Source organism: Brevundimonas sp. (assembly GCF_035935935.1).
Lineage (GTDB): Bacteria > Pseudomonadota > Alphaproteobacteria > Caulobacterales > Caulobacteraceae > Brevundimonas.
Genome location: NZ_DASYWO010000001.1, coordinates 1 through 21,760 on the forward strand (window position 1 = coordinate 1; position 21,760 = coordinate 21,760).

The 21,760-nt window shown below is 71.1% G+C and carries 20 protein-coding genes; 13 read left to right on the top strand and 7 right to left on the bottom strand.

The window, feature by feature from the left end; genetic code table 11:
- Nucleotides 1-465: 465 nt before the first annotated feature.
- From VGR32_RS00005 to VGR32_RS00015, 3 genes are all read right to left on the bottom strand, one after another.
- Nucleotides 466-2,046: an NAD(P)/FAD-dependent oxidoreductase gene (locus tag VGR32_RS00005; protein WP_327446769.1), complete on the bottom strand. Its 1,581-nt coding sequence runs from the start codon at nucleotides 2,044-2,046 to the stop codon at nucleotides 466-468.
- A gap of 209 nt (nucleotides 2,047-2,255) precedes the next feature.
- Nucleotides 2,256-3,425 (bottom strand): imidazolonepropionase, encoded by a 1,170-nt coding sequence (gene hutI, locus VGR32_RS00010; protein ID WP_327446936.1) that lies wholly within the window; start codon nucleotides 3,423-3,425, stop codon nucleotides 2,256-2,258.
- Between the two features lie 40 nt (nucleotides 3,426-3,465).
- A complete protein-coding gene (locus VGR32_RS00015) occupies nucleotides 3,466-4,362 on the bottom strand; it encodes an agmatinase family protein (RefSeq protein WP_327446771.1) in 897 nt (298 codons plus the stop codon).
- A gap of 40 nt (nucleotides 4,363-4,402) precedes the next feature.
- Between VGR32_RS00015 and hutU the strand changes: the two genes are divergently transcribed.
- Nucleotides 4,403-6,061, top strand: a complete 1,659-nt coding sequence (hutU, locus tag VGR32_RS00020) for a urocanate hydratase (protein ID WP_327446938.1) — start codon at nucleotides 4,403-4,405, stop codon at nucleotides 6,059-6,061.
- A 2-nt stretch (nucleotides 6,062-6,063) separates the two neighbouring features.
- Complete coding sequence (hutH, locus tag VGR32_RS00025; protein ID WP_327446773.1) at nucleotides 6,064-7,587, top strand: histidine ammonia-lyase; 1,524 nt, start codon at nucleotides 6,064-6,066, stop codon at nucleotides 7,585-7,587.
- Between the two features lie 10 nt (nucleotides 7,588-7,597).
- On the opposite strand, the gene VGR32_RS00030 is transcribed toward hutH, so the two are convergent.
- Both VGR32_RS00030 and VGR32_RS00035 read right to left on the bottom strand, forming a co-directional pair.
- Nucleotides 7,598-8,377 carry a hypothetical protein gene (locus VGR32_RS00030; protein ID WP_327446775.1) on the bottom strand — a complete coding sequence of 260 codons (780 nt, stop codon included), beginning with the start codon at nucleotides 8,375-8,377 and terminating at the stop codon, nucleotides 7,598-7,600.
- An 89-nt stretch (nucleotides 8,378-8,466) separates the two neighbouring features.
- The gene (locus VGR32_RS00035; protein WP_327446777.1) at nucleotides 8,467-10,302 is read right to left on the bottom strand and encodes a PPC domain-containing protein; all 1,836 of its coding nucleotides are present in this window, start codon (nucleotides 10,300-10,302) and stop codon (nucleotides 8,467-8,469) included.
- A gap of 97 nt (nucleotides 10,303-10,399) precedes the next feature.
- Between VGR32_RS00035 and VGR32_RS00040 the strand changes: the two genes are divergently transcribed.
- From VGR32_RS00040 to VGR32_RS00060, 5 genes are all read left to right on the top strand, one after another.
- Nucleotides 10,400-11,320 carry a bifunctional methylenetetrahydrofolate dehydrogenase/methenyltetrahydrofolate cyclohydrolase gene (locus VGR32_RS00040; protein ID WP_327446779.1) on the top strand — a complete coding sequence of 307 codons (921 nt, stop codon included), beginning with the start codon at nucleotides 10,400-10,402 and terminating at the stop codon, nucleotides 11,318-11,320.
- A gap of 70 nt (nucleotides 11,321-11,390) precedes the next feature.
- Nucleotides 11,391-12,047 carry a LemA family protein gene (locus VGR32_RS00045; protein WP_327446781.1) on the top strand — a complete coding sequence of 219 codons (657 nt, stop codon included), beginning with the start codon at nucleotides 11,391-11,393 and terminating at the stop codon, nucleotides 12,045-12,047.
- Nucleotides 12,044-12,883, top strand: coding sequence for a TPM domain-containing protein (locus VGR32_RS00050; RefSeq protein WP_327446783.1), 840 nt, complete (start codon nucleotides 12,044-12,046; stop codon nucleotides 12,881-12,883). The genes VGR32_RS00045 and VGR32_RS00050 overlap by 4 nt, the downstream gene beginning before the upstream one ends.
- Entirely contained in the window at nucleotides 12,883-13,569 is a 687-nt protein-coding gene (locus VGR32_RS00055; RefSeq protein ID WP_327446785.1) for a TPM domain-containing protein, read from the top strand. The genes VGR32_RS00050 and VGR32_RS00055 overlap by 1 nt, the downstream gene beginning before the upstream one ends.
- 44 nt (nucleotides 13,570-13,613) lie before the next feature.
- A complete protein-coding gene (locus tag VGR32_RS00060; RefSeq protein WP_327446787.1) occupies nucleotides 13,614-14,351 on the top strand; it encodes an endonuclease/exonuclease/phosphatase family protein in 738 nt (245 codons plus the stop codon).
- Here VGR32_RS00060 and VGR32_RS00065 read toward each other — a convergent pair.
- Complete coding sequence (locus VGR32_RS00065; RefSeq protein WP_327446790.1) at nucleotides 14,348-15,088, bottom strand: tRNA1(Val) (adenine(37)-N6)-methyltransferase; 741 nt, start codon at nucleotides 15,086-15,088, stop codon at nucleotides 14,348-14,350. The genes VGR32_RS00060 and VGR32_RS00065 overlap by 4 nt on opposite strands.
- Before the next feature lie 101 nt (nucleotides 15,089-15,189).
- Here VGR32_RS00065 and VGR32_RS00070 point away from each other — a divergent pair, with 101 nt between their 5' ends.
- The gene (locus tag VGR32_RS00070; RefSeq protein WP_327446792.1) at nucleotides 15,190-16,206 is read left to right on the top strand and encodes a polyprenyl synthetase family protein; all 1,017 of its coding nucleotides are present in this window, start codon (nucleotides 15,190-15,192) and stop codon (nucleotides 16,204-16,206) included.
- On the opposite strand, the gene VGR32_RS00075 is transcribed toward VGR32_RS00070, so the two are convergent.
- Entirely contained in the window at nucleotides 16,207-17,412 is a 1,206-nt protein-coding gene (locus tag VGR32_RS00075; protein WP_327446794.1) for a pyridoxal phosphate-dependent aminotransferase, read from the bottom strand.
- A gap of 72 nt (nucleotides 17,413-17,484) precedes the next feature.
- Here VGR32_RS00075 and VGR32_RS00080 point away from each other — a divergent pair, with 72 nt between their 5' ends.
- From VGR32_RS00080 to VGR32_RS00100, 5 genes are all read left to right on the top strand, one after another.
- Nucleotides 17,485-18,198 (top strand): TVP38/TMEM64 family protein, encoded by a 714-nt coding sequence (locus VGR32_RS00080; protein ID WP_327446796.1) that lies wholly within the window; start codon nucleotides 17,485-17,487, stop codon nucleotides 18,196-18,198.
- Between the two features lie 62 nt (nucleotides 18,199-18,260).
- Nucleotides 18,261-18,881, top strand: a complete 621-nt coding sequence (locus VGR32_RS00085; RefSeq protein ID WP_327446798.1) for a glutathione S-transferase family protein — start codon at nucleotides 18,261-18,263, stop codon at nucleotides 18,879-18,881.
- Nucleotides 18,882-19,086: 205 nt separating this feature from the next.
- Nucleotides 19,087-20,121, top strand: a complete 1,035-nt coding sequence (locus VGR32_RS00090; RefSeq protein WP_327446799.1) for a rod shape-determining protein — start codon at nucleotides 19,087-19,089, stop codon at nucleotides 20,119-20,121.
- Nucleotides 20,122-20,226: 105 nt separating this feature from the next.
- Nucleotides 20,227-21,204, top strand: a complete 978-nt coding sequence (gene mreC, locus VGR32_RS00095; protein WP_414642879.1) for a rod shape-determining protein MreC — start codon at nucleotides 20,227-20,229, stop codon at nucleotides 21,202-21,204.
- Nucleotides 21,201-21,722: a hypothetical protein gene (locus VGR32_RS00100; protein WP_327446801.1), complete on the top strand. Its 522-nt coding sequence runs from the start codon at nucleotides 21,201-21,203 to the stop codon at nucleotides 21,720-21,722. The genes mreC and VGR32_RS00100 overlap by 4 nt, the downstream gene beginning before the upstream one ends.
- Nucleotides 21,723-21,760 lie beyond the last annotated feature (38 nt).

Consider the following 21,760-nt stretch of genomic DNA (forward strand, 5'->3'; position numbering starts at 1 on the left):
GGCGGAGCGCCGGGCGCGAAGCCCGGATGCAGAAAGAAAATACCGTTTCGGCTTCGCGTGACGCTCCGCGCGCATGGTTTTCCGGAAGCCCGCGTCGGGTGGCGCTGTTCACGCCTTACCGCGGTCGCCTCCGGCGGGCGGCGACGTCCTGCGACGTCTGCCGGATCGGTCCAGGTATCCCCCCTGACCCTTGCCCGGGATCATCTCTTGGTGACCCCGATCGGCCCCGCCGCCCGAAGGCGGCGAGCCCCGCTCCACACGCTCCCGCCGCCGCAAGGTCGCAGGCCTCACGAGCCCTCCGGTGCGACGGGACGAAGGCAGGATGGGTCAGGTCCGGAGCGACGTCGACGTCGGAGCCCAGAAAATCGAATGGCCTCTGATCGGCCTCATGAAATCGGCGCCGGTCATCACAATCGGACGCGGTCGATCTTCGCGTCGCCGCTGCGGCGCAGCGCGCCAGCACCGTCAGCGCAAGTCCTTCAGCACCGCCCTGGCCGCGTTGTGCCCTGGAGCACCTGTGACGCCGCCGCCGGGGTGGGCGCCCGCGCCGCAGAGATAGAGGCCGGGGACGGGCATGCGATGATCGGCGTGGCCGAGGACCGGACGGGCGCTGAAAAGCTGGTCCAGCGTCAGGCGGCCGTGGAAGATGTCGCCGCCAACGAGGCCGAAGCGCCGCTCAAGGTCGCGCGGCCCCAGGGCGAGGCGGCCGAGCACCGAGGCCTTGAACCCGGGCGCCCAGCCGTCGACCGTCTCTGTCATGAGGTCGGCGACGGTCTCGCGGTCGTCGTCGGACAGGTCGGGCGAGACGTGCTGGCAGAACAGGCTGGCGACGTGGCGGCCCGGCGGCGCGAGCGTGTCGTCCAGGGTCGAGGGAATCAGCATTTCGATGATCGGCCGGCGCGACCAGCCGTCCAGCCGGGCCGAGGCGTGAGCGCGCTCCATGTAGTCCAGCGAGGGCGCCATGATGATGCCGGCGGTCAGGTGGTCCCCGGGTTCGGGCATGGCGGTGAAGCGCGGCAGTTCGCTGAGCGCGAGGTTCATGCGGAAGGTGCCGGATCCCGAGGCGTAGCGGGTCATGCGCTCGCGGAAGTCGTGGGGCACGGCGGCGGGATCGACGAGCCGGTCGAACAGCAGGCGGGGGTGCAGGTTGGAGACGACGGCGCGGGCGCGGACGACGTCGCCGGCCTCCGTCACCGCGCCGACCGCCCTGCCCCGCTCGGTCAGCACCTGGGTCACTGGCGCGTCCAGCCGGACGTCGACGCCGCGTTCGGCGCAGGCGGCGGCCATGGCCCGGGTGATGGCGCCCATGCCGCCGATCGCATGGCCCCAGGCGCCTCTCTTGCCGTTCACCTCGCCGAAGACGTGGTGCAGCAGGACGTAGGCGCTGCCGGGCGTGTAGGGCCCGGCATAGTTGCCGACCACGCCGTCGAAGCCGAACAGCGCCTTGACGGGATCGCTCTCGAACCAGCCGTCCAGCCAATCGCCGGCGGACCTGGTGAACAGGTCCAGCAGGTCGCGACGGCCCTGCACGTCCAGCGCGGCGGCCTGGCGCCCCAACGCGCCCGCCGAGAGCAGATCCGGCAGGGCGTGCAGCCAGCCGCCGGAGGTCATGTTGGGCGGCGGACGCAGGATCCAGTCGCGCAGGACGTCGGCGACGACTTCCAGCCTGCGCTCGTACTCGGGCAGCCGGTCGGCGTCCTGCCGGGAAAAGCGGGCGACCTCCGGCCCGGTGATCCCCTCGCCCGCCAGCAGACGGTCGCCGTCCGGCAGGGGCAGGAAGTTGGCGACCTTGCGCAGCACGACCCGGAGGCCGTGGCGCGCCAGATCCATGTCGGCGATCACCTTGGGGTTCAGCAGGCTGACGGTGTAGCTGGCGGTCGAGTTGCGGAAGCCGGGGTGAAACTCCTCCGTCACCGCCGCCCCGCCGACGACGTGGCGCCGCTCCAGCACCGTCACTTTCAGACCCGCGCGGGCCAGATAGAAGGCGCAGACGAGGCCGTTGTGGCCCCCGCCCAGAATGACGACGTCCATTTCGGTGACGGCCATGACGCTCTCCCCCCCAGGACGCGCCGTCTAGCACGGGGCGGTCAGGCGGACAGCAGGTCCAGCACGGTGAGGCCGATCTGGGCGATCGTGCACAGGGCAAGGGCGACGACCATGGCGAGTTCGGTTCGTGTGGGTCGACGCGGCATGGCGATCCTCCGCGGCGGAGGATGCCACGATTCGCTCGCTGTGCAATCTTTGGTTGTTTTGCGCTACCTGAGGATGCCGTTCAGCCAGCGCTGGTGAAGCAGGGGCAGGCCCATCCAGTAGCAGAGCTCGGCCGGGCGCTCGACGTTCCAGACGGCGAGATCGGCGGCCTTGCCGGCCGCCAGCGTGCCGGCGGCGGACGACAGGCCGAGGGCGGCGGCCGCATGGCGGGTCGCGCCGACCAGGGCTTCCTCGGGCGTCAGTCGGAACTGGACGCAGGCGAGATTGAGCGCGGCGGTCATGCTGGCGACCGGCGAGGTGCCGGGGTTGCAGTCGGTGGCGACGGCCATTCGCACGCCGTGACGACGGAAAAGATCGACGGGAGGCAGGACGGTCTCGCGCAGCATCAGCCAAGCCCCGGGCAGAAGGACCGCGACGGCGCCGGCCGCGGCCATGGCGGCGACGCCGGCCTCATCGACGTGTTCGACGTGATCGGCGGACAAGGCGCGATGGGCGGCGGCCAGGGCCCCTCCCCCGCCGTTGGACAGCTGGTCGGCGTGCAGCTTGACCGGCAGGCCGAGCGCACGCGCCCTGTCGAACAGGCGCGCGACCTCCTCGCGGGTGAAGGCGATGGGTTCGCAATAGGCGTCGACCATGTCCACCAGCCCTTCGGCGTGGGCGGCGGGCAGGACGTCGTCGATCATCAGGTCCAGATAGGCGGCGCGGTCGGCGCGATGCTCGGGCGGCAGGGCGTGCAGGCCGAGGAAAGTGGTCGAGACGCGCACGCCGCCTTCGCCGCCGACGCGGCGGGCGGCGCGGAGCATCTTCAGCTCGTTGGCGGCGTCCAGGCCGTAGCCGGACTTGATCTCGACCGTGGTCACGCCGGTGTCGGTCAGGCCGCGCAGGCGGTCGAGGGCGGAGGCGACGAGCGCGTCCTCACCGGTCGCGCGCGTGGCCGTCATGGTCGAGACGATGCCGCCGCCCTCGCGCGCGATCTGCTCATAGGGCACGCCGGTCAGGCGACGCTCGAACTCGTGCGAGCGGTTGCCGCCGAAGACCAGATGGGTGTGGCAGTCGATCAGTCCGGGCGTGACCCAGCGGCCGTCGAGGCGCCGGGTCTCGACCGCGTCGTGGGCCGGCAGATCGGCGCGGGGGCCGACCCAGGCGATGCGGCCGTCACGGACCAGCATCGCGCCATCCTGGATCGCGCCATAGGGGGTCTCGCCTTCAGCCATGGTGGCGAGGCGGCAGTCGGTGAGGAGGAGGTCGAAGCCGTCAGCCACGCGACTGGAACCCGGCCAGCAACTCGCAGAACCAGCGCCCCGCCGTCAGCGAGCCGAGGTCGCCGACTTCGAGGGACGGGTCGTATTCGGTCAGGTCGACGGCGCGGACTTTTGGATGGGCACCCACGACGCGGGTCGCCGCGAAGAAGTCATGGACCGGGACGCCGCCGGGGCGGGCGCCGGGGCTGGCGGGCCACTGGCCGCGGTCGATGACGTCGATGTCGAAATCGACGTAGATCGCGTCGCAGAGGGCGGAGAGGCGGTCGAGTTCCTGCGTCACCATGGCGGCCATGCCGTGGGCGCGGCAGTCGGCGGCGGTGCGGACCGAGGTGCCGGCGGCCTTCGCCTTCTCATGGGCGCGGCGGGTGTTGGCGAAGGGGGCGAGGCCGATCTGGCTGATGCGGCGGCCGTCCAGCCCGTCGTCCAGCAGAGCCTGGACGGGATTGCCGTTGGTCAGGCCACGGTCGGCGTCGCGGAGGTCGAAATGGGCGTCCAGCGTCAGCAGGCCGACGCGGCCGAGGCCCAGGGCGTGGACGCCCGGCCGGGTGATCGCGTTGTTGCCGCCGATCAGCACGGTCAGGTCGCGGCCCGTCTGCGCGGCCACGGCGTCGCGGACGGGCACGAAGGCGGCGGCGGGCGAGACGGCCTTCAGCGGCACGTCCCCGGCGTCGTGGACGGCGGTCGTCAGCTCCAGCCCGGTCTCCACATCGTAGGTCGAGAACCGCGGCAGGACGGCGCGGAAGGCCTTTGGGGCCAGATCGCAGCGGCCGGGCGTCAGCGACCGCTCGTTCAGCGGCGCGCCGACGATCGCGACGCGCGCGTCGGGGTGATCGCCGGTCAGGTCGGCGACGGATCGCCAGCCCAGAGCTTCGGAGGCTTCCAAGGTCATGGTCGGGCAGCGTAGAGACGCGGCCATGAGCGAACAACACATGTCCAACGCGCGCGTCGTGCGCGCGCCGCGCGGGCCGCAGAAGACGGCCAGGACCTGGGCCGCCGAGGCCGCCCTGCGCATGCTGATGAACAACCTCGACCCCGATGTGGCCGAGCGGCCGCAGGACCTGGTCGTCTATGGCGGAATCGGCAAGGCGGCGCGCGACTGGGCGGCTTTCGACCGGATCGTGGAGAGCCTGCGCGGGCTGGGCGAGGACGAGACGCTGCTGGTGCAGTCGGGCAAGCCGGTGGGCGTTTTCCGCACCCACGCCGACGCGCCGCGCGTGCTGATCGCCAATTCGAACCTGGTTCCGAAGTGGGCGACCTGGGAGCATTTCAACGAACTGGATCGCAAGGGGCTGGCCATGTACGGCCAGATGACGGCAGGGTCGTGGATCTACATCGGCACCCAGGGCATCGTTCAGGGCACCTACGAGACATTCATGGAGGCCGGGCGCCAGCACCACGGCGGCGACTGGTCGGGCAAGTGGATCCTGACGGCCGGGCTGGGCGGCATGGGCGGGGCGCAGCCGCTGGCGGCGACCATGGCCGGCGCGTCGTGCATCGCCGTGGAGTGCCAGCGCAGCCGCATCGAGTTCCGCCTCCGCACCCGGTATCTGGACGTCATGGCCGAGAGCGTCGACGAGGCGCTGGAGATGCTGGAGCGGTCGCTGCAAGACAAAAAGCCGACGTCGATCGGCTTGTTGGGCAACGCGGCGGACGTCCTGCCTGAACTTGTCCGGCGTGGAGTGAGGCCCGACCTGGTCACCGACCAGACCAGCGCCCACGATCCGGTCAACGGCTATCTGCCGGCCGGGTGGACGGTCGCCGAGTGGGAAGAGAAGCGCGAGAGCGACCCCGCCACGGTCGAGGCGGCGGCGCGCAGGTCGATGGCCGTGCACGTGCAGGCCATGCTGGACTTCCACGCGGCGGGCGTGCCGACGACCGACTACGGCAACAACATCCGGCAGGTCGCCTTCGATGCGGGCGTGAGCGACGCCTTCGCTTTTCCCGGCTTCGTGCCGGCGTACATCCGGCCGCTGTTCTGCCGCGGGATCGGGCCGTTCCGCTGGGCCAGCCTGACGGGCGATCCGGAAGACATCCGCAAGACGGACGCGGCGATGAAGGGGCTGTTCCCCCACGACGCCGGCCTGCACCGCTGGCTGGACATGGCCGGCGAGCGGATCGCGTTCCAGGGCCTGCCGGCTCGCATCTGCTGGATCGGGCTGGGCGACCGGCACCGGGCCGGGCTGATGTTCAACGACATGGTGGCGTCGGGGGAGCTGTCGGGGCCGATCGTGATCGGGCGCGATCATCTGGACTCGGGCTCGGTGGCGAGCCCCAACCGAGAGACCGAGGCCATGATGGACGGGTCGGACGCGGTGTCGGACTGGCCGCTGCTGAACGCCCTGCTGAACACGGCGTCGGGCGCCAGTTGGGTGTCCCTGCATCATGGCGGCGGCGTCGGCATGGGCTACTCCCAGCACTCCGGCGTGGTGATCGTCGCCGACGGCACGCCCGAGGCGGCGAGGCGGCTGGAGCGCGTGCTGTGGAACGACCCGGCGACGGGGGTGATGAGGCATGCCGACGCGGGGTATGAGGTCGCGAAGGAAGCCGCGCGGGAACACGGGCTGAATCTGCCGTCGGTGGGGGGCTGAACATGACCGCCATCACGATCGGCGTCGCGCCGCTGACGCTGGCCCAGCTGCGCGCCGCCCTGGAAGGACCCGTGACGATCTCGTTGAGCGACGCCGCCTGGGCCGACGTCGAGGCCGGCGCCGCGACGGTGGCCGACATTCTGGCGAAGGGCCGGACGGTGTACGGGATCAACACCGGCTTCGGCCTGCTGGCCAACACGAGCATCGCCGCCGAAGATCTTGAGACGCTGCAGAAAAATCTGGTTCTAAGCCATGCCTGCGGGGTCGGCGCCCCGCTGTCGCCGGGCGTCACGCGACTGTTGATGACGCTGAAGATCGCCAGCCTGTCGAAGGGCGCATCGGGCGTGCGTCGCGACACGCTGCAGGCCCTGATCGATCTTGTGAACGGCGAGGTCCTGCCCGTGATCCCGTCCAAGGGTTCGGTGGGCGCGTCGGGCGATCTGGCGCCGCTGGCGCACATGAGTTGCGTGCTTATCGGCGTGGGCGAGGCGGTGGTCGGCGGACGCGTGGTCCCGGCGGTCGAGGCGCTGGCGAGCGTCGGACGCGAGCCGGTGGTGCTGGGGCCCAAGGAGGGTCTGGCGCTGCTGAACGGCACACAGTGCTCGACGGCGCTGGCGCTGGCGGGACTGTTGGCCGCGGAGGACGCGTTCGCCGCCGGTCTGGTGGCGGGCGCCCTGTCGGTGGACGCGCTGAAGGGCTCGGACGCGCCGTTCGATCCGCGCATCCACGCGCTGCGGGGCCAGCCGGGGCAGATCGAGGTGGCCCGCGTGCTGCGCGACCTTCTGGCCGGGTCGGACATCCGGGAGAGCCACCGCGACGACTGCGAGAAGGTGCAGGACCCCTACTCCCTGCGGTGTCAGCCGCAGGTCATGGGGGCGGGGCTGGACGTGCTGCGGGCCGCGGCGGCCACGCTGGTGCGCGAGGCCAATGCGGTGACGGACAATCCGCTGGTCTTCTTCGCCGAGGGCGACGTGATCTCAGGCGGCAACTTCCACGCCGAACCCGTGGCCTTCGCGGCGGATCAGATCGCGCTGGTCCTGTGCGAGATCGGCAACATCTCGGAGCGGCGGACGTCGATCCTCGTCGATCCGAAGATGAGCGGACTGCCGGCGTTTCTGGTGCGGGAGAGCGGGCTGAACTCGGGCTTCATGATCGCCCAGGTGACGGCCGCCGCCCTGGTGGCCGAGAACCGCATGCTGAGCCATCCGGCGAGCGTCGACACCGTCCCCACCAGCGCCAACCAGGAAGATCACGTGTCGATGGCGACGCACGGCGCGCGACGGCTGCTCGAGATGGCGGAAAACACCGCGACCGTGGTCGGGATCGAACTGCTGGCCGCGGCGCAAGGCATCGACTTCCAGCGCCCGCTGAAAAGCTCGGCCGCGCTGGAAGGGGCGTGGGCGATCGTGCGCGAGGCGGCGGCGGAATACGCCGAGGACCACTATTTCGCGCCGGACATCGCGCGGGCGACCACCACCGTCCGGGAGGGACGGTGGCGGCCGTTCGTCGGAGACCTGCTGGGCTGAGCCGTCCGGCTCAGAGCATGCCCATGCATTCCTGACGGGCCTCGGAGAAGTCGCCGGAGCTCTCAGGGTCCATGAGGAGGGTCACGCCCAGTTCGGCGACCTGGGTCTCCACGTCATCGCGGCTGAATCCCAGCGAGCCGCCGGTCGCATAGGCGCGATCGGTAAACTGGCTGCCTTCGGCGACGCGCGCCTCCAGCTGCTCTTCCGTCATCGACTCCATGGTGACGATGAGGTCGAGCGTGTCGACGGCCGCGCACAGCACATTCATCAGGTGTTCCTCGCCGCCCTCACGCCCGTCCAGCGCTTCGAGCCAGGCCAGATCGATCTCTCCGTCCGACGCCTCGGAATCGTCGGGGCCGAAGCCGTCGTTTTCCATGACCCGCGGATCGCCGCCGGAGACGAGGGAGAGCGTATAGGCGCCGGTTTCGCCGCCCTCCAGGGTGTTGGCCTTGATGAACCAGGCGCCGCCGTCGGTGGCGAACTCCGCGTGCGAGTCCAGGCCGTCGCCCCAGTCGTCATTGGCGACCGTCGTGCTGCCCGAGCAATCGCGGCCCTTGCCCACGGCGAGGAAGGCGTCGAAGTCGTCCGAGCGGTAGTCGACCGTGTAGGTCCCGGCGGGGGCGGTGAAGACCCAGCAGTCGTAGTGGCTGCCGTCCACTTCCACCTTGGGATCCGAGGTGGCGATCGTGCCGCGCACGGTCTGGCCGACCGAGATCGACTGGGCCGAGGCTGCGCCGGCAGCGGCGAGGGCCGTCAGACCGACGGCGGCGAAGAGAGTGAGGCGACGCATGTGCTGGAATTCCCCCGGCCGGAAGCGGCCATGGAGGGAACGCTACATCGTCGCGGCGACGCCGTCATCTGACGCCGCCTGACGCGCGATCACGGCTTGGGCTGGGGCTTGACCGTCAGCACGTAACGGCCGGCCTCCTGGGCGCCGAAGCTGCCGGCGCGGATGACGTAGTCCCCGTCTTCCGGCGCTTCCCAATCCAGCCGGGCATGGGTGTCGGACAGGGAGTCGTCGTCGCTGCCCAGCACCTCGAAGCCGCCGTCGTCCTTCTCACGGCCGATCATGACGAAGGCGTCGAAGGCGTTGGAAGCCAGTTCGATGCGCAGCGGCTCGCCCGCCTTGGCGTGCACGCGGTAGGAGTCGAACCAGCTGCCGTCCGCCGCGGCGTCGTCGTTTTCCGACAGGACGCCCCTGACGGAGGCGCCGACGATCAGACTGCCCGGCTGGGGCTTGGGTCCGCGGTCGATCAGTTCGACGGCGTAGAGGCCGTCGGCGTCGGGGCCGAGCGGCGAGACGCGAAGCACGTAGTCGCCGTCGGCCGGAACCGTGAAGTTGAGGCGGGAATCCGTGCCCTCCCCCAGACCGTCGTCGTCGGAGGCCAGGTCGGAGAACTCGCCCTCTGCCGAGCCGACCCGGAGAAAGGCGTCGAAGTCGCCGGAGCGCAGGATGGCCTGCACGCGCTGCCCTTCGACGCCGCTGAAGACATAGGAGTCGTAGCCGCGATTTTCGGAATCGCGCGGATCGGCGTCTTCGATCTGACCCTCGACCGCCGCACCAAAGGCGAGCGGCGTCGCCGGGCGCTCGGGCGCGGCCTCGGTCAGCGAGACCGTGTAGGCGCCGACGCCGCCGGGGGCGAAGGCCCGGACCTCGACGCGGTATTCGCCGTCGGCCGGGAGGGTGTGGAGCAGGCGTGAGTCCGTGCCCTCCGGGCCGCCGTCGTCGTCCTCGGCGAGCACCTGCGACGGGTCCGACTCCGCCCGCAACTCGACGTAGGCGTCGAAGGCCGACGAGGTCACGTCGATCTGGGCCCGCTGACCCGCCGTGCCGGTGAAGCGGTAGACGTCGACCACGGCGCCGTCGGCGTTGACGCCGTCGGTCGGGGACAGATCACCCTGGACCGACGCCCCCCAGCCGAGGGCGGCGGCCGGCGCGGCCGGGGGGGCTTCCGCCAGCGTCAGCACGTAGGCGCCGTCGTCGGCGCCGACGGGGGTCACGCGAATCACGAACTCGCCCGACGACGGCGCCTCGAAGACCAGACGGGAGTTGAGACCCTGCCCGTCGTCGTCGTTGACGCCCAGTTCGACGAACTCTTCGCCCACGCCGCGGCCCACCTGAAGCATCGGATCGAAGGCGTCGGACGTCAGGGTGGCGAGGACCCGTTCGCCCTGCCGCATACGCAGGGCGTAGGCGTCGTAGCGGACCCCGTCGCCGGTTTCGGGATCGCGGTCGGATAGATCGCCCTGAACCGCGCGGCCGACGCGCACGCCGGTCGGGCGCGGGGCGCGGGGCGCGGGGGGCCGCTCGGCGAGGGTGAGGGCATAGGCGCCGAGCGCCTCGCTTTCGAAGCCGCGGGCGCGCACGATCCAGTCGCCGGCGGGCGCGCTGAAGCGCAGGCGGGCGTCGGTGCCCGACAGCGAATCGTCGTCGGACCACTGGGGACCGTCGTCCGTGCCGGAATTCGCCGCCCACACTTCGAGATAGGCGTCGAAGTCGGCGGCGGTCAGCGTCAGCTCCACCCGCTGCCCCTCGCGGGTGGAGAAGGTCCACTCGTCATAGCGGTAACCGCCGTCCTCGACCCGGGCGTCGTCGGCCGTGAGCTCGCCGGAAACCGTGCGGCCGAACACAAGGGCCTGCTGCGCGGCGGCGGGCGTCGCGGCCAGCAGCAGGGCCGACAGGGCCGCGCCCAGGAGCGGATCGGGACGGGTCATGCGGCGCATCTCCGGAGGAACGGCGCCGATCATAGACGCCAGCCCCCCCGCCCTGTAAATCGCGGCCGTCCCCGAAACGACTTCCGCAGGTCCGGCCATGTCCGATTCCGCCCGTGCGCGCATCATCGACGGCAAGGGGTTCGCCGCCGGGCTGGTGCAACGCGTGGCGCAGGCCGCGGAGCGGCTGCACGCGGCGACGGGCGTGAGACCGGGACTGGCGGCCGTGATCGTCGGCGACGATCCGGCCAGCCGCATCTATGTGAAGTCGAAGGGCGAAAGGGCAGAGGCCGCTGGATTCCACTCCGAGACCGTGCGGCTGCCCACGGAGACGTCCGAGAAGGAGCTGCTGGCGGTGGTCGAGCGGCTGAACCGGGATCCGGCCGTCCACGGCATCCTGGTGCAGCTGCCCCTGCCGCCGCAGATCTCCGGCGACGCCGTGCTGGCCGCGATCGATCCGGACAAGGACGTGGACGGCTTTCACGTCGTCAACGCCGGTCGGCTGGCGACGGGCGGACGGGGGCTGGTCCCCTGCACGCCTCTGGGCTGTCTGATGCTGCTTAAGGCGGAGCTGGGCGACCTGTCGGGGCTGGAGGCGGTGGTGGTCGGCCGGTCCAACATCGTCGGCAAGCCGATGGCGCAACTGCTGCTGGGCGACAGCTGCACGGTGACGGTGGCGCACTCGCGGACGCGCGATCTGCCGGAGGTCTGCCGTCGCGCGGATGTTCTGGTCGCGGCGGTGGGGCGACCGGAGATGATCCGCGGCGACTGGATCAAGCCGGGCGCGACGGTCGTCGACGTCGGCATCAACCGCGTGCCGGCGACGGATCCCGCCCGGGCGGCGGAGGGCAGGACGCGGGTGGTCGGCGACGTGGCGTTCGACGAGGCGGCGGCCGTGGCCGGGGCGATCACGCCGGTGCCCGGCGGCGTCGGTCCGATGACCATCGCCGTGCTGCTGGCCAACACCTATGCCGCCGCCTGCGCCACGGCGGGCGTGGAGGCCGAGCCGCTGGACGCTTGATGCGGCGTGCCGAACGGCTGATATATCGGCCGAAGCGGCGATGGGGCCGCGTTCGCGAAGGGCCGTCACGATGATGCACATCAACCCCCGTCTGGCCGCCGTCGCGGCCGTGGTCGTGATGGCGCCGGCCGTGTCCGGCTGCGGCGTGAACGCCATTCCGCAGAACGAGGAGAATGCGAAGACCAAGTGGGCGGACGTGCAGGCCGCCTATCAGCGCCGGGCGGACCTGATCCCGAACCTGGTCGCGACGGTGCAGGGCGCGGCCGTCTCGGAGCGGACGACCCTGACGCAGGTGATCGAGGCGCGCTCGCGGGCGACGTCGATCCAGCTGACGCCGGAGATGCTGAGCGATCCGGCGGCGATGCAGCGCTATCAGGCGGCGCAGGGCGAGCTGACGCAGGCGCTGAGCCGGCTGATGCTGGTCGTGGAACAGTATCCGCAGATCCAGTCGAACCAGAACTTCCTCGCGCTGCAGAGCCAGCTGGAGGGGACGGAGAACCGCATCAACATCGCGCGGCGCGACTACAACGAGGCCGTCCGCGTCCACAACACGGCGCTGCGGACCTTCCCGACGGTGCTGTGGGCCAACACCATCCATTCGGGCTCGGGCCCGATGCAGCCGTTCCAGGGCAATGAGGCGGCGCAGAGCGCCCCGACGGTCAGCTTCAACGTCGCGCCCGGGGCCGCTCCGGGCTCGGCGCCGCCGGCGGCGACGCCGGCGCAGTGATCGCCTCGCTGAGAGCCGCGGGGGCGGCGCTGGCCGTCGCCCTGGTCTGGCTGTGCGCGGCCGCACCCGGTCTGGCGCAGGACCTGGCCTTCCCGGCGCTGACGGGTCGGGTGGTCGATCAGGCGAACCTGCTGTCGCCGGCCAAGGAAGCCGAGTTGACGACGCGACTGGAAGCGCTGGAGCGAGACACCTCGGACCAGCTGGTGGTGGTCACTGTCGACGGCCTGCAGGACCGCGACATAGCCGACTACGGCTATCAGCTGGGCCGGGCCTGGGGCATCGGCCAGTCGGCCGAGAACAACGGCGTCCTGCTGATCGTCGCGCCCAATGAGCGCAAGGTGCGGATCGAGGTCGGTTACGGCCTTGAGCCGATCCTGACCGACGCCCTGTCGGCGCTGATCATCCACGAACAGATCCTGCCCGCCTTCCGGGACGGCGGTTTCGAGCGGGGGATCACCAACGGGGTGGAGGCCATCGAGACCCAGCTGCGGCTGGACCCGGAGGAGGCGCAGGCGCGCGCGGCGGCGGCCGAGTCGCCGGACCCCGAGGTGCCGGTCGCGATCATCCTGTTCATCGCCTTCTTCGTCTTCATGACCTTCGTCAGCTTCGTCAGCGCGGTCTCGCGGGCCGGACGACGCCGCAAGGGCCGGGGCGGCAAGGACGACGACGGGGGCGACGGCATGACCCCGATCCTGATCTGGGCGGCGGCCGAGGCGCTGAGCGGCGCCGCGCGCGGCGGCCGCGGCGGGGGCTGGGGCGGCGGCGGATTCGGCGGGGGCGGATTCGGCGGCGGAGGCGGCAGCTTCGGCGGCGGCGGCGCCTCGGGAGGCTGGTGATGAAGATGACCCCCGACGATCACGCCCGGGTGGCCGCGGCCATCGCCGAAGCCGAAAGGGCGACCAGCGGCGAGATCTTCTGCGTCTTCGCGCGACAGGTCTCCGGTTACTGGGACGTCCTGCTGGGCTGGGCGGCGGCGGCGGCGCTGATCCTGCCCCTGTTGGCGATCCCGCTGGGGCTTGACCCCACCGATCTGCCCAGCCTGGCGCACGGCTGGAGCGTGGGCCACGCGGCGGCGGCCGGATCGGAAGCCGGCACGGCGATCGCCGTGCACGCCGTGCTTCAGCTGGCGACCTTTCTGACGGTTCTGCTGCTGGGTCTGATCCCGGCGGTGCGGCGCGCGCTGACGCCGCCCGCGATCCGGCGCGACCGGGTGCGGCGCGCCGCCCTGAACCAGTTTCTGGCGCACGGCCTGCACGTGACGGAAGCCCGGACGGGCGTGCTGATCTTCGCGGCGGACGCCGATCACCGGGTCGAGGTCATCGCCGACAAGGGCATTCACGAGAAGGTGTCGGAAGACGTCTGGGCCGACGCCGCGGCGGCGCTGGTGTCCGGCATGAAGCGCAAGGCGCCGGCCGACGGCTTCGTCAGGGCGGTGTCGCTGTGCGGCGGCGTACTGGCCGAACATTTCCCGCCGCGACCTGTCAATCCCAACGAAGTGCCCGACCGTCTGGTGGAGATCTGAGCGCCCCCCGACGGCCATGATCGGCCTGTAGGGCGCCGCAACGCATGCCCCGTCTCGTCACCTACAACGTGCATCGCTGCGTCGGCGTGGACCGGCGGCTGGACGTGCCGCGCGTCGCCGCCGTGATCGCCGAGCTGGAGCCGGACGTCGTGTGCCTGCAGGAGCTGGACGTCGGCCGCGCCCGCACGGGTCACGTGGATCAGGCGCAGGCGATCGCCGACGCCCTGTCGATGGCGGTCCGCTTTCACGCCGCGATGCGCGTCGAGGCCGAACTGTACGGCGACGCCATCCTGACGCCGCATCCGGAGAGGCTGGTGCGTGCCGGCCCCCTGCCCACCCTGCCGAACGTGCCGGGACTTGAACCGCGCGGGGCCCTGTGGGCGCAGATCGACATAAGCGGGGCGACGGTGAACGTCATCAACACCCATCTGGGTCTGGTGCCGCGCGAGCAGCGCCTGCAGGCCGCCGCCCTGACGGGCAAGGAGTGGCTGGGCTCGGACCTGTGCACGGGACCGACGATCCTGTGCGGCGACTTCAACGCCACCTCGGTGACGCGGCCATACCGGCAACTCGTGTCCACCGGGCTGGAGGACGGACAGCGTCAGCTGGGCCTGAAGCCCTCGGTCAAGACCTTTCCGTCCGGCTACCCCGCGATCCGCATCGACCATGCCTTCGTCAGCCGCGAGATCCGCGTCACGCGCGTGCACACGCCGTTCTCGCCGCTGGCCCGGATGGCGTCCGACCATCTGCCGCTGGCGTTCGACTTCGACGTCGCCGCCTAGTCGAGGTCGAGGTCCGCCTCGCCGCGCAGCACGGCGTCCGCGCGCGCCGAATGACCGCCGCCCGCATCGTGGAGGACCAGCGGAGGGAGCAGGACCAGCGGCGCCCGGCCCAGACGCGTGGCCCTGACGATCACCCTTCTGGCCGGTCGATCCGCATACGGATGAACGGGCAGGATGCGGAAGGAGCCGGCCTTCCGGCCCAGCATGCCCAGCAGGTCGCCCAGACGATCCGCGCGATGGATCATCACGACGACGCCGCCATCCCTGACGCCGGCGAGAAGGAAATCGGTCCACGCCTGCAGCCCGTCGTCCGCCATCCACGCCGCCCGCTTGCCCGGCGCCGGCGCGCGCAGGGCGGTCGGATCGTCGAAGAAGGGCGGATTGCTGACGGCCCAGTCGGCACGCGGACGATCCAGCGCCGCGAAGCCGGCCGCGACGTCGGCGTTCAACGCCTCGCCATCCAGACCGTTGAGCGTGAGGTTGCGGCGGGCGAGGTCCGCCGCGGGCACCTCGCGTTCGACGCCGAGCAGACGCACGCCGGGGCGGCGGGCCCCGATCTGGCACAGCACCGCGCCGGCGCCGCATCCCGCCTCGAGCACCACCTCCCCCGGCCGCGCGGGCACGGCGGCCGCCAGCAGGGCGGCGTCCATGCCGGCGCGGTAGCCGTCGCGCGGCTGCAGCAGCCGCACGCGGCCGTTCAGCAGGCCGTTTTCATCGATCTCTGGTGCGACGGTCACGCGCTTGACCCGTTCATGGGCGGTCACCATTGTGCGCCGCGTCGCCATGAGGCAAGGCGGCGCTCGACTTCTCCCCGACCTCCCGCCTGAAAGTGCCGCCCTTGGACGCCGTGACCGCGCCCCGCCCCCGCCCCGCCGGTCAGGTCGACGACCTGGTGCGGATGGCCGGACCGGACATGGCCGCCGTCGACGCCCTGATCCTCGACAGGATGAAGTCCGACGTGCCGGTCATCCCCTTGCTGGCCGAGCATCTGGTGGGCGCAGGCGGCAAACGGCTGCGGCCCCTGCTGACCGTGGCGGCCGCGCGCGCGGCCGGGGCCGAGGGTCCGTTGGACGCGCCGCTGAAGCTGGCCGCCGCGGTGGAGTTCATCCACACCGCCACCCTGCTGCACGACGACGTCGTGGACGTGTCGGAGCTGCGGCGCGGCAAGGTGGCGGCGCATCTGATCTGGGGGGCGCCGTCCAGCGTGCTGGTCGGCGACTTCCTGTTCGCGCGCGCCTTTGAGCTGATGGTCGAAACCGACGACATGCGGGCGCTGGGCATTCTGGCCAAGGCGTCTTCGGTGATCTCGGAAGGGGAGGTGCTGCAGCTGACGCGGGCGCACGACCTGAACCTGGACCGCGACACCTATCTGACCATCATCGGCGCCAAGACGGCCGAGCTGTTCGCCGCCGCCGCGGAATCCGGCGCGGTCGGCGCAGGGTCGTCGAACGGGGCTTCGGCTGCCCTGCGCGACTACGGCATGGCGCTGGGGCTGGCGTTCCAGCTGGCCGACGACGCGCTGGATTACGGCGGCACGGCCGAGGCGCTGGGCAAGAACGCCGGCGACGACTTCCGAGAGGGCAAGGCCACCCTGCCCCTGCTGCTGGCGGCGGCGAGGACCAAGGGGCGCGAGGACGCCTTCTGGGAACGCACCATCACCAGGGGCGAGCGGACGGAGGACGATTTCCGGCGGGCGCGTGAGCTGGTCATCGGCTCCGGCGCCGTGAGCGCGACCCTGGACGAGGCCGGGGCCTTCGCCGACAGGGCCAAGGCCGCGCTGGCCGTTCTGCCGGCTTCCGCGTGGAGGACAGCGCTGGAGGACCTCGCCGATTTCGCCGTCAGCCGCGCGGCCTGATCACCGCAGCGAGGCGCAGAAGCGCTGGATGCGGCGGCAGCCTTCCTCCAGCACGTCTTCCGACGTGGCGTAGCTGATGCGGAAATAGGGGCTGAGGCCGAAGGCCGAGCCCTGAACCACCGCCACGCCCTCGGCGTCCAGCAGGGCCGAGACGAAGGCGTCGTCCGAATCGATCACCGTGCCGTCCGGCGCCGTTCTGCCGAGCAGGCCCTCAACCGACGGGTAGACGTAGAAGGCCCCCTCCGGCGTCGGGCAACGCAGGCCCGTGGCCTGATTGAGCATGGACACGACCAGATCGCGGCGGCGCTCGAAGGCGGCGGCGCGCCCCCGGATGAAGTCCTGCGGGCCGTTCAGCGCCTCGACCGCCGCCCACTGGCTGACCGACGAGGGGTTCGACGTGGTCTGGCCGGCGACCTTGCGCATCAGGTCGATCAGCGGCTTCGGCCCGCCGGCATAACCGATGCGCCAGCCGGTCATGGCGTAGGCCTTGGACACGCCGTTGACGGTCAGGGTGCGGTCGATCAGGTCGGGCGCGACCTGGGCGAAGGTCAGGTAGTCGAAATCGCCGTAGATCAGGTGCTCGTACATGTCGTCGGTCATCACCCAGACGTGCGGGTGGCGGCGCATGACGTCGGCCAGCGCTTCCAGTTCGGCGCGCGTGTAGGCGGCGCCGGTGGGGTTGGACGGGCTGTTGAGGATCAGCCACTTCGTCCGCGGCGTGATGGCCGCGTCCAGCGCCTCGGGCCGCAGCTTGAAGCCGTCCGCCTCGTGGCCGACGACCGTGACGGGCTCGCCGCCGGCCAGCAGAACCATGTCTGGATAGGAGACCCAATAGGGCGCGGGCACGATGACCTCGTCGCCCGGCGACAGGGTCGCGACCAGGGCGTTGTAGAGCACCGCCTTGCCCCCGGGGGCGACGTGGATCTGGTTGATCTCGTAGGACAGGCCGTTCTCGCGCGCGAATTTGGCGGCGACGGCGGCCTTCAGCTCCGGCAGGCCGTCGACGTCGGTGTATTTGGTCTCGCCGCGCATGATGGCGTCGACGGCGGCGCGCTTGACGTTGTCCGGCGTGTCGAAGTCCGGCTCGCCGGCGCCCAGGCCGATGACGTCGCGCCCTTCCCGCTTCAGCTCGCGCGCCCGCGCCGTGACCGCCAGCGTCGCCGACGGCTTCACGCGGGCCAGAGCTGAAGACTGAAGCTGGCTCATGTCGGAGAGTCTCATGCGTGCGGGGAGGCCCCGGCTGTTTACGGGCGGGGGGGCGTGAGGGCAAATGGAGGCATGATCCGTCGCGTCCTCGACTTCGTCCTGAACATGGAGGCGGCGCGGTGGCGCGCCGTGGCGGCGACGGTCGTGCTGCTGCTGGCCGTGGTCGGGCTGTTCCTGGTGGGCAAGCAGGCGCTGGGGCTGCATGCCGAGGAGAAGCTGAGGGACTGGCTGGAGGGGTATGCCGGCAGCCCGTGGGCGTTCGCGGCGACGGTGGCCCTGTTCGTGGGGGCGGCCTTCGTCGGGGCGCCGCAGTTCATCCTGATCGCGGCGTGCGTGGTGGCGTTCGGGCCGTCGCTGGGCTTCTGGTACAGCTGGGTGGCGACCGTCGTGTCCGCCGGGGCGACCTACTGGTTGGGGCGCGGGCCGACGGCGCGGACGCTGGAAAGGCTGGGCGGTTCGACGGCGGAGCGACTGAAGCGGTTCGTGGGCCGCAACGCCTTCTACGCCAGCTTCATGATCCGCAACGTTCCGTCGGCGCCCTTCATCGTCGTCAACATGGCGTTCGGCGCGACGCGGGCGAACTTCTGGTGGTTCCTGATCGGCTGCGCGCTTGGCGTCCTGCCGAAGACGGCGCTGGTGGCATTCTTCGGCGGAGCGGTGGCGACGGCGGTGTCGGGCGACGGGACCCACAGCACGATGATTCTCGCGGGCGTGGCCGTGGTCTGGCTGGCGATCATGCTGATCGTGCGCGAGTGGGTGAAGCGACGGGAGCTTAACCGCAACTGACGCTGTTGCATTAAGGCGCAACCTCGGCCATATGCCGACGTTCCATCGCCAAGGAGGCCGCCGTGACCACAACCCTGTTCATCTCGCCCGGCGCGTGCGCCATCGCTTCGCACGTGGCGCTGCTGGAAGCGGGCGCGCCGCACGAGACGCGAGTCGTCGACCTGAAGAAAGGCGAGCAGCGCACGCCGGAGTTCCTGGCCGTCAACCCCGCCGGATCGACGCCCGCGCTGAAGACGGACCAGGGCGTGATCACGCAGAACGCCGCCATCCTGGGCTGGATCGCGCAGACGTTCCGCGACCGCGACCTGGCGCCGGTGGACGACCCGTTCGGGTTCGCGCGCTTCAACGCCTTCAACGGCTGGCTGTCGTCGTCGCTGCATCCGGCGCTGGGCAAGGTGCTGTTCAGCCGGCCGCCGCTGGAGGGAGATGCGAAGGATCAGGCGGTCGAACTGGCGCTCAGCAAGCTGGATCTGGCCGAGCGGCATCTGGTCGAGGGCCCCTGGGTGTTCGGTGAGACCTGGACCCTGTCCGACGGCTACCTGATGGTGTTCGAGCGCTGGGCCCGTCAGGCCGGCCTGCTGGACGCGACCCGGTTCCCCAGGCTGAACGCCCACCTCGACCTCGTGCAGACCCGCGACGCGGTGAGGAAGATGCTGGAGGTCGAGGGGCTGCAACCTGTTTAGGTCCCGGGTCGCCGGTCGGTGAAAGGGCGGCGCGTCGGGGGTTGTAATCCCCGGCGCACACGGGCAAACGGGCCGCAGGTCGGCTCGACGAAATCGATCAGGACGGATCGCGCGAGGGGATGCGTGCGGGACGGGGCGTCGTCGCAGTGGGCCGGTTTCGACATCCGCCCCTCAAAGGCCCCAATCCGAACGGTATCCCACGCCCATGCACCTTTTCGGCATGATCTCGAACGACATCGCCATCGACCTCGGCACGGCGAACACGCTCATCTACATGAAGGGCAAGGGCATCGTCCTGAACGAGCCCTCGGTGGTGGCGCTGAGGAACGTCGGCGGGCGCAAGATCGTCCACGCCGTGGGCATCGAGGCCAAGCAGATGCTGGGCCGCACGCCGGGCCACATGGAAGCGATCCGCCCCATGCGCGACGGCGTCATCGCCGACTTCGAGGTCGCCGAGGAGATGATCAAGCACTTCATCCGCAAGGTTCACAACCGCAAGGGCTTCGTGAACCCCAAGGTGATCGTGTGCGTGCCGTCCGGCGCCACGGCGGTGGAACGCCGCGCCATCAACGACAGCTGCCTGAACGCCTCGGCGCGTCGCGTGGGCCTGATCGACGAGCCGATGGCGGCCGCGATCGGCGCCGGCCTGCCGATCCACGAGCCGACCGGCTCGATGGTCGTGGACATCGGCGGCGGAACCACCGAGGTGGCCGTGCTGTCGCTGTCGGGCATCGTCTATTCGCGATCCGTCCGCGTCGGCGGCGACAAGATGGACGAGGCGATCATCAGCTACATGCGCCGCAACCATAACCTGCTGATCGGCGAGACCACCGCCGAGCGCATCAAGAAGGACATCGGCACGGCGCGCATCCCGTCGGACGGCGAAGGCCTGTCCATCGAGGTCAAGGGCCGCGATCTGATGCAGGGCGTGCCGCGCGAGGTGCGCATGAGCGAGCGCCAGGCCGCCGAAGCCCTGGCCGAACCGGTCAGCCAGATCATCGAGGCCGTGAAGGTCGCGCTGGAGGCGACGCCGCCGGAACTGGCCGCCGACATCGCCGACAAGGGCATCATGCTGACCGGCGGCGGCGCCCTGCTGCGCGGTCTGGACGCGGAGATCCGCGACCACACCGGCCTGCCGGTGTCGGTGGCCGACGATCCGCTGTCGTGCGTGGCCATCGGCTGCGGCCGCGTGCTGGAGCATCCGCGCTGGATGAAGGGCGTGCTGGATTCCGCGCTCTGATTTGACCCGTTCCGGCGGTTCCCACGCGGCACGGATTTTGCGATAGGCTGGGCGGATCGGCGGGGTCGGTCCGTCGATTCTCAACCCCTTTCCGGAAGGCGCGCCGTGGCGTTTCGCGACGGACCGTTCGAAAACCTGAAGGTGCCGGCGATGCTGGGCGCCGGCGTCGCCGTGATCGTCGCGGTGGTCGCCGCGATCATGCTGCTGCTGGCCGACCGCCGGGCCGAGGCCAGTCCGCTGGCGCCCGTGCGGGCGGGCGCCGAGGCGACGCTGGGACCGGTCAACGGCGTGCTGGCCTATCCCGTGCGCTGGGTCGGACACGTCAGCGACTGGATCGGCGGCTACTTCCTCGCGGTGTCGGAGAACCGGCGTCTGAAGGCGGAGATCGCCGAGCTGCAGGCGGTGCGCGACGCGAACATCGCCCTGACCAACGTCAACCGCCGCTATGAGGCGCTGCTGGGCATCCGCACCCAGCCGCCGGTGCCGATGGCGTCGGCGCGCTCCATCTCCGACGCCCGCGGCCCGTTCGCCAACGCCCGTCTGATCGACGTCGGCTCGGGTCAGGGCGTGAAGATCGGCAATCCGGTCATCAACGAACATGGCCTGGTCGGCCGCGTGGCCGGCGTCTCGCCGAACGTGTCGCGGGTCGTGCTGCTGACCGACGCGGCCAGTCAGGTGCCCGTGCTGATCGACCGGTCGGACGCGCGCGCCATCCTGAGCGGCGACGGCAGCGGCAATCCGCGACTGGAGTACGTTCGGGGCGAAGACGCGCTGAAGGTCGGCGACCGCGTGCTGAGCTCGGGCGACGGCGGCGGCATGCCGCGCGGCATGCCGGTCGGCGTGGTCGCGCGCGGGGTGGACGGGTCATGGCGGGTCAAGCTGTTCAGCGACCGCGGGGCCATCGACTACGTCCGCGTGCTCAAGTTCGAGGACTTCGGCCAGCTGGTCGCGCCCGAGGCGCTGAGCGCGCCGCCGCTGGCGGCTCTGGATTCCAACGCCGCCGCGCGTCCGCCCGAGCCGGCCGCGCAGCCCTCGCCGGCGGCCGCAACGCCCGAACGGCCCGCCGCGGGAGCGCCGGAGTGAGACGCGCCGCGGTCACCGTGCGCACCGGCGGGACCATGCAGTGGATCGGATGGCCCGCGCTGGCGGCCGCCGCCGGCACGCTGATCCTCGCCACCCCGGTCGAGCTGTTCGGCCTGCAGCTGCCCGAGCCGATCCTGCCCCTGCTGCTGGCCTTCGCCTGGCCGCTGATCCGGCCGTCTCTGCTGGCGCCGGCGGTGCTTTTCGGGCTCGGCCTGCTGCTGGACGTCATGCTGTACGCGCCGCTGGGGCTGTGGCCGCTGTGCCTGCTGGTCCCCTATGGCGTGGTGCTGCTGTCCCGGTCTTTCCTGGCGGGTCAGGAGACGCGCGTGCTGTTCTTCTGGTTCTGCCTGACCAGCGCGGCCGCCTTCCTTCTGGCGTATCTGATCGTCACCCTGACGGGTGGGCGCCCGCCCAGCCTGCTTGCCCTGCTGGGGCAGGTGGTCCCGACCCTTCTGCTGTTCCCCCTGTCGAACGCCCTGATCCAGCGCTTCGACGACGTCGACGTCCGCTACAGATGACCCTACTTCGCCAAGGCTACGAAGGGCTCGTCCCGTTC

Bases quoted from the DNA above. Each gene is read 5' to 3' on its own strand.
- VGR32_RS00055 (WP_327446785.1), top strand. From the start codon at position 12,883: ATGAAGATGACCCCCGACGATCACGCCCGGGTGGCCGCGGCCATCGCC.
- hutI (WP_327446936.1), bottom strand. From the start codon at position 3,425: ATGGCTGAAGGCGAGACCCCCTATGGCGCGATCCAGGATGGCGCGATG.
- VGR32_RS00045 (WP_327446781.1), top strand. From the start codon at position 11,391: ATGATGCACATCAACCCCCGTCTGGCCGCCGTCGCGGCCGTGGTCGTG.
- VGR32_RS00005 (WP_327446769.1), bottom strand. From the start codon at position 2,046: ATGGCCGTCACCGAAATGGACGTCGTCATTCTGGGCGGGGGCCACAAC.
- hutU (WP_327446938.1), top strand. From the start codon at position 4,403: ATGTCCAACGCGCGCGTCGTGCGCGCGCCGCGCGGGCCGCAGAAGACG.
- hutH (WP_327446773.1), top strand. From the start codon at position 6,064: ATGACCGCCATCACGATCGGCGTCGCGCCGCTGACGCTGGCCCAGCTG.
- VGR32_RS00030 (WP_327446775.1), bottom strand. From the start codon at position 8,377: ATGCGTCGCCTCACTCTCTTCGCCGCCGTCGGTCTGACGGCCCTCGCC.
- VGR32_RS00090 (WP_327446799.1), top strand. From the start codon at position 19,087: ATGCACCTTTTCGGCATGATCTCGAACGACATCGCCATCGACCTCGGC.
- VGR32_RS00060 (WP_327446787.1), top strand. From the start codon at position 13,614: ATGCCCCGTCTCGTCACCTACAACGTGCATCGCTGCGTCGGCGTGGAC.
- VGR32_RS00015 (WP_327446771.1), bottom strand. From the start codon at position 4,362: ATGACCTTGGAAGCCTCCGAAGCTCTGGGCTGGCGATCCGTCGCCGAC.
- VGR32_RS00075 (WP_327446794.1), bottom strand. From the start codon at position 17,412: ATGAGCCAGCTTCAGTCTTCAGCTCTGGCCCGCGTGAAGCCGTCGGCG.
- VGR32_RS00035 (WP_327446777.1), bottom strand. From the start codon at position 10,302: ATGACCCGTCCCGATCCGCTCCTGGGCGCGGCCCTGTCGGCCCTGCTG.
- VGR32_RS00040 (WP_327446779.1), top strand. From the start codon at position 10,400: ATGTCCGATTCCGCCCGTGCGCGCATCATCGACGGCAAGGGGTTCGCC.
- VGR32_RS00080 (WP_327446796.1), top strand. From the start codon at position 17,485: ATGATCCGTCGCGTCCTCGACTTCGTCCTGAACATGGAGGCGGCGCGG.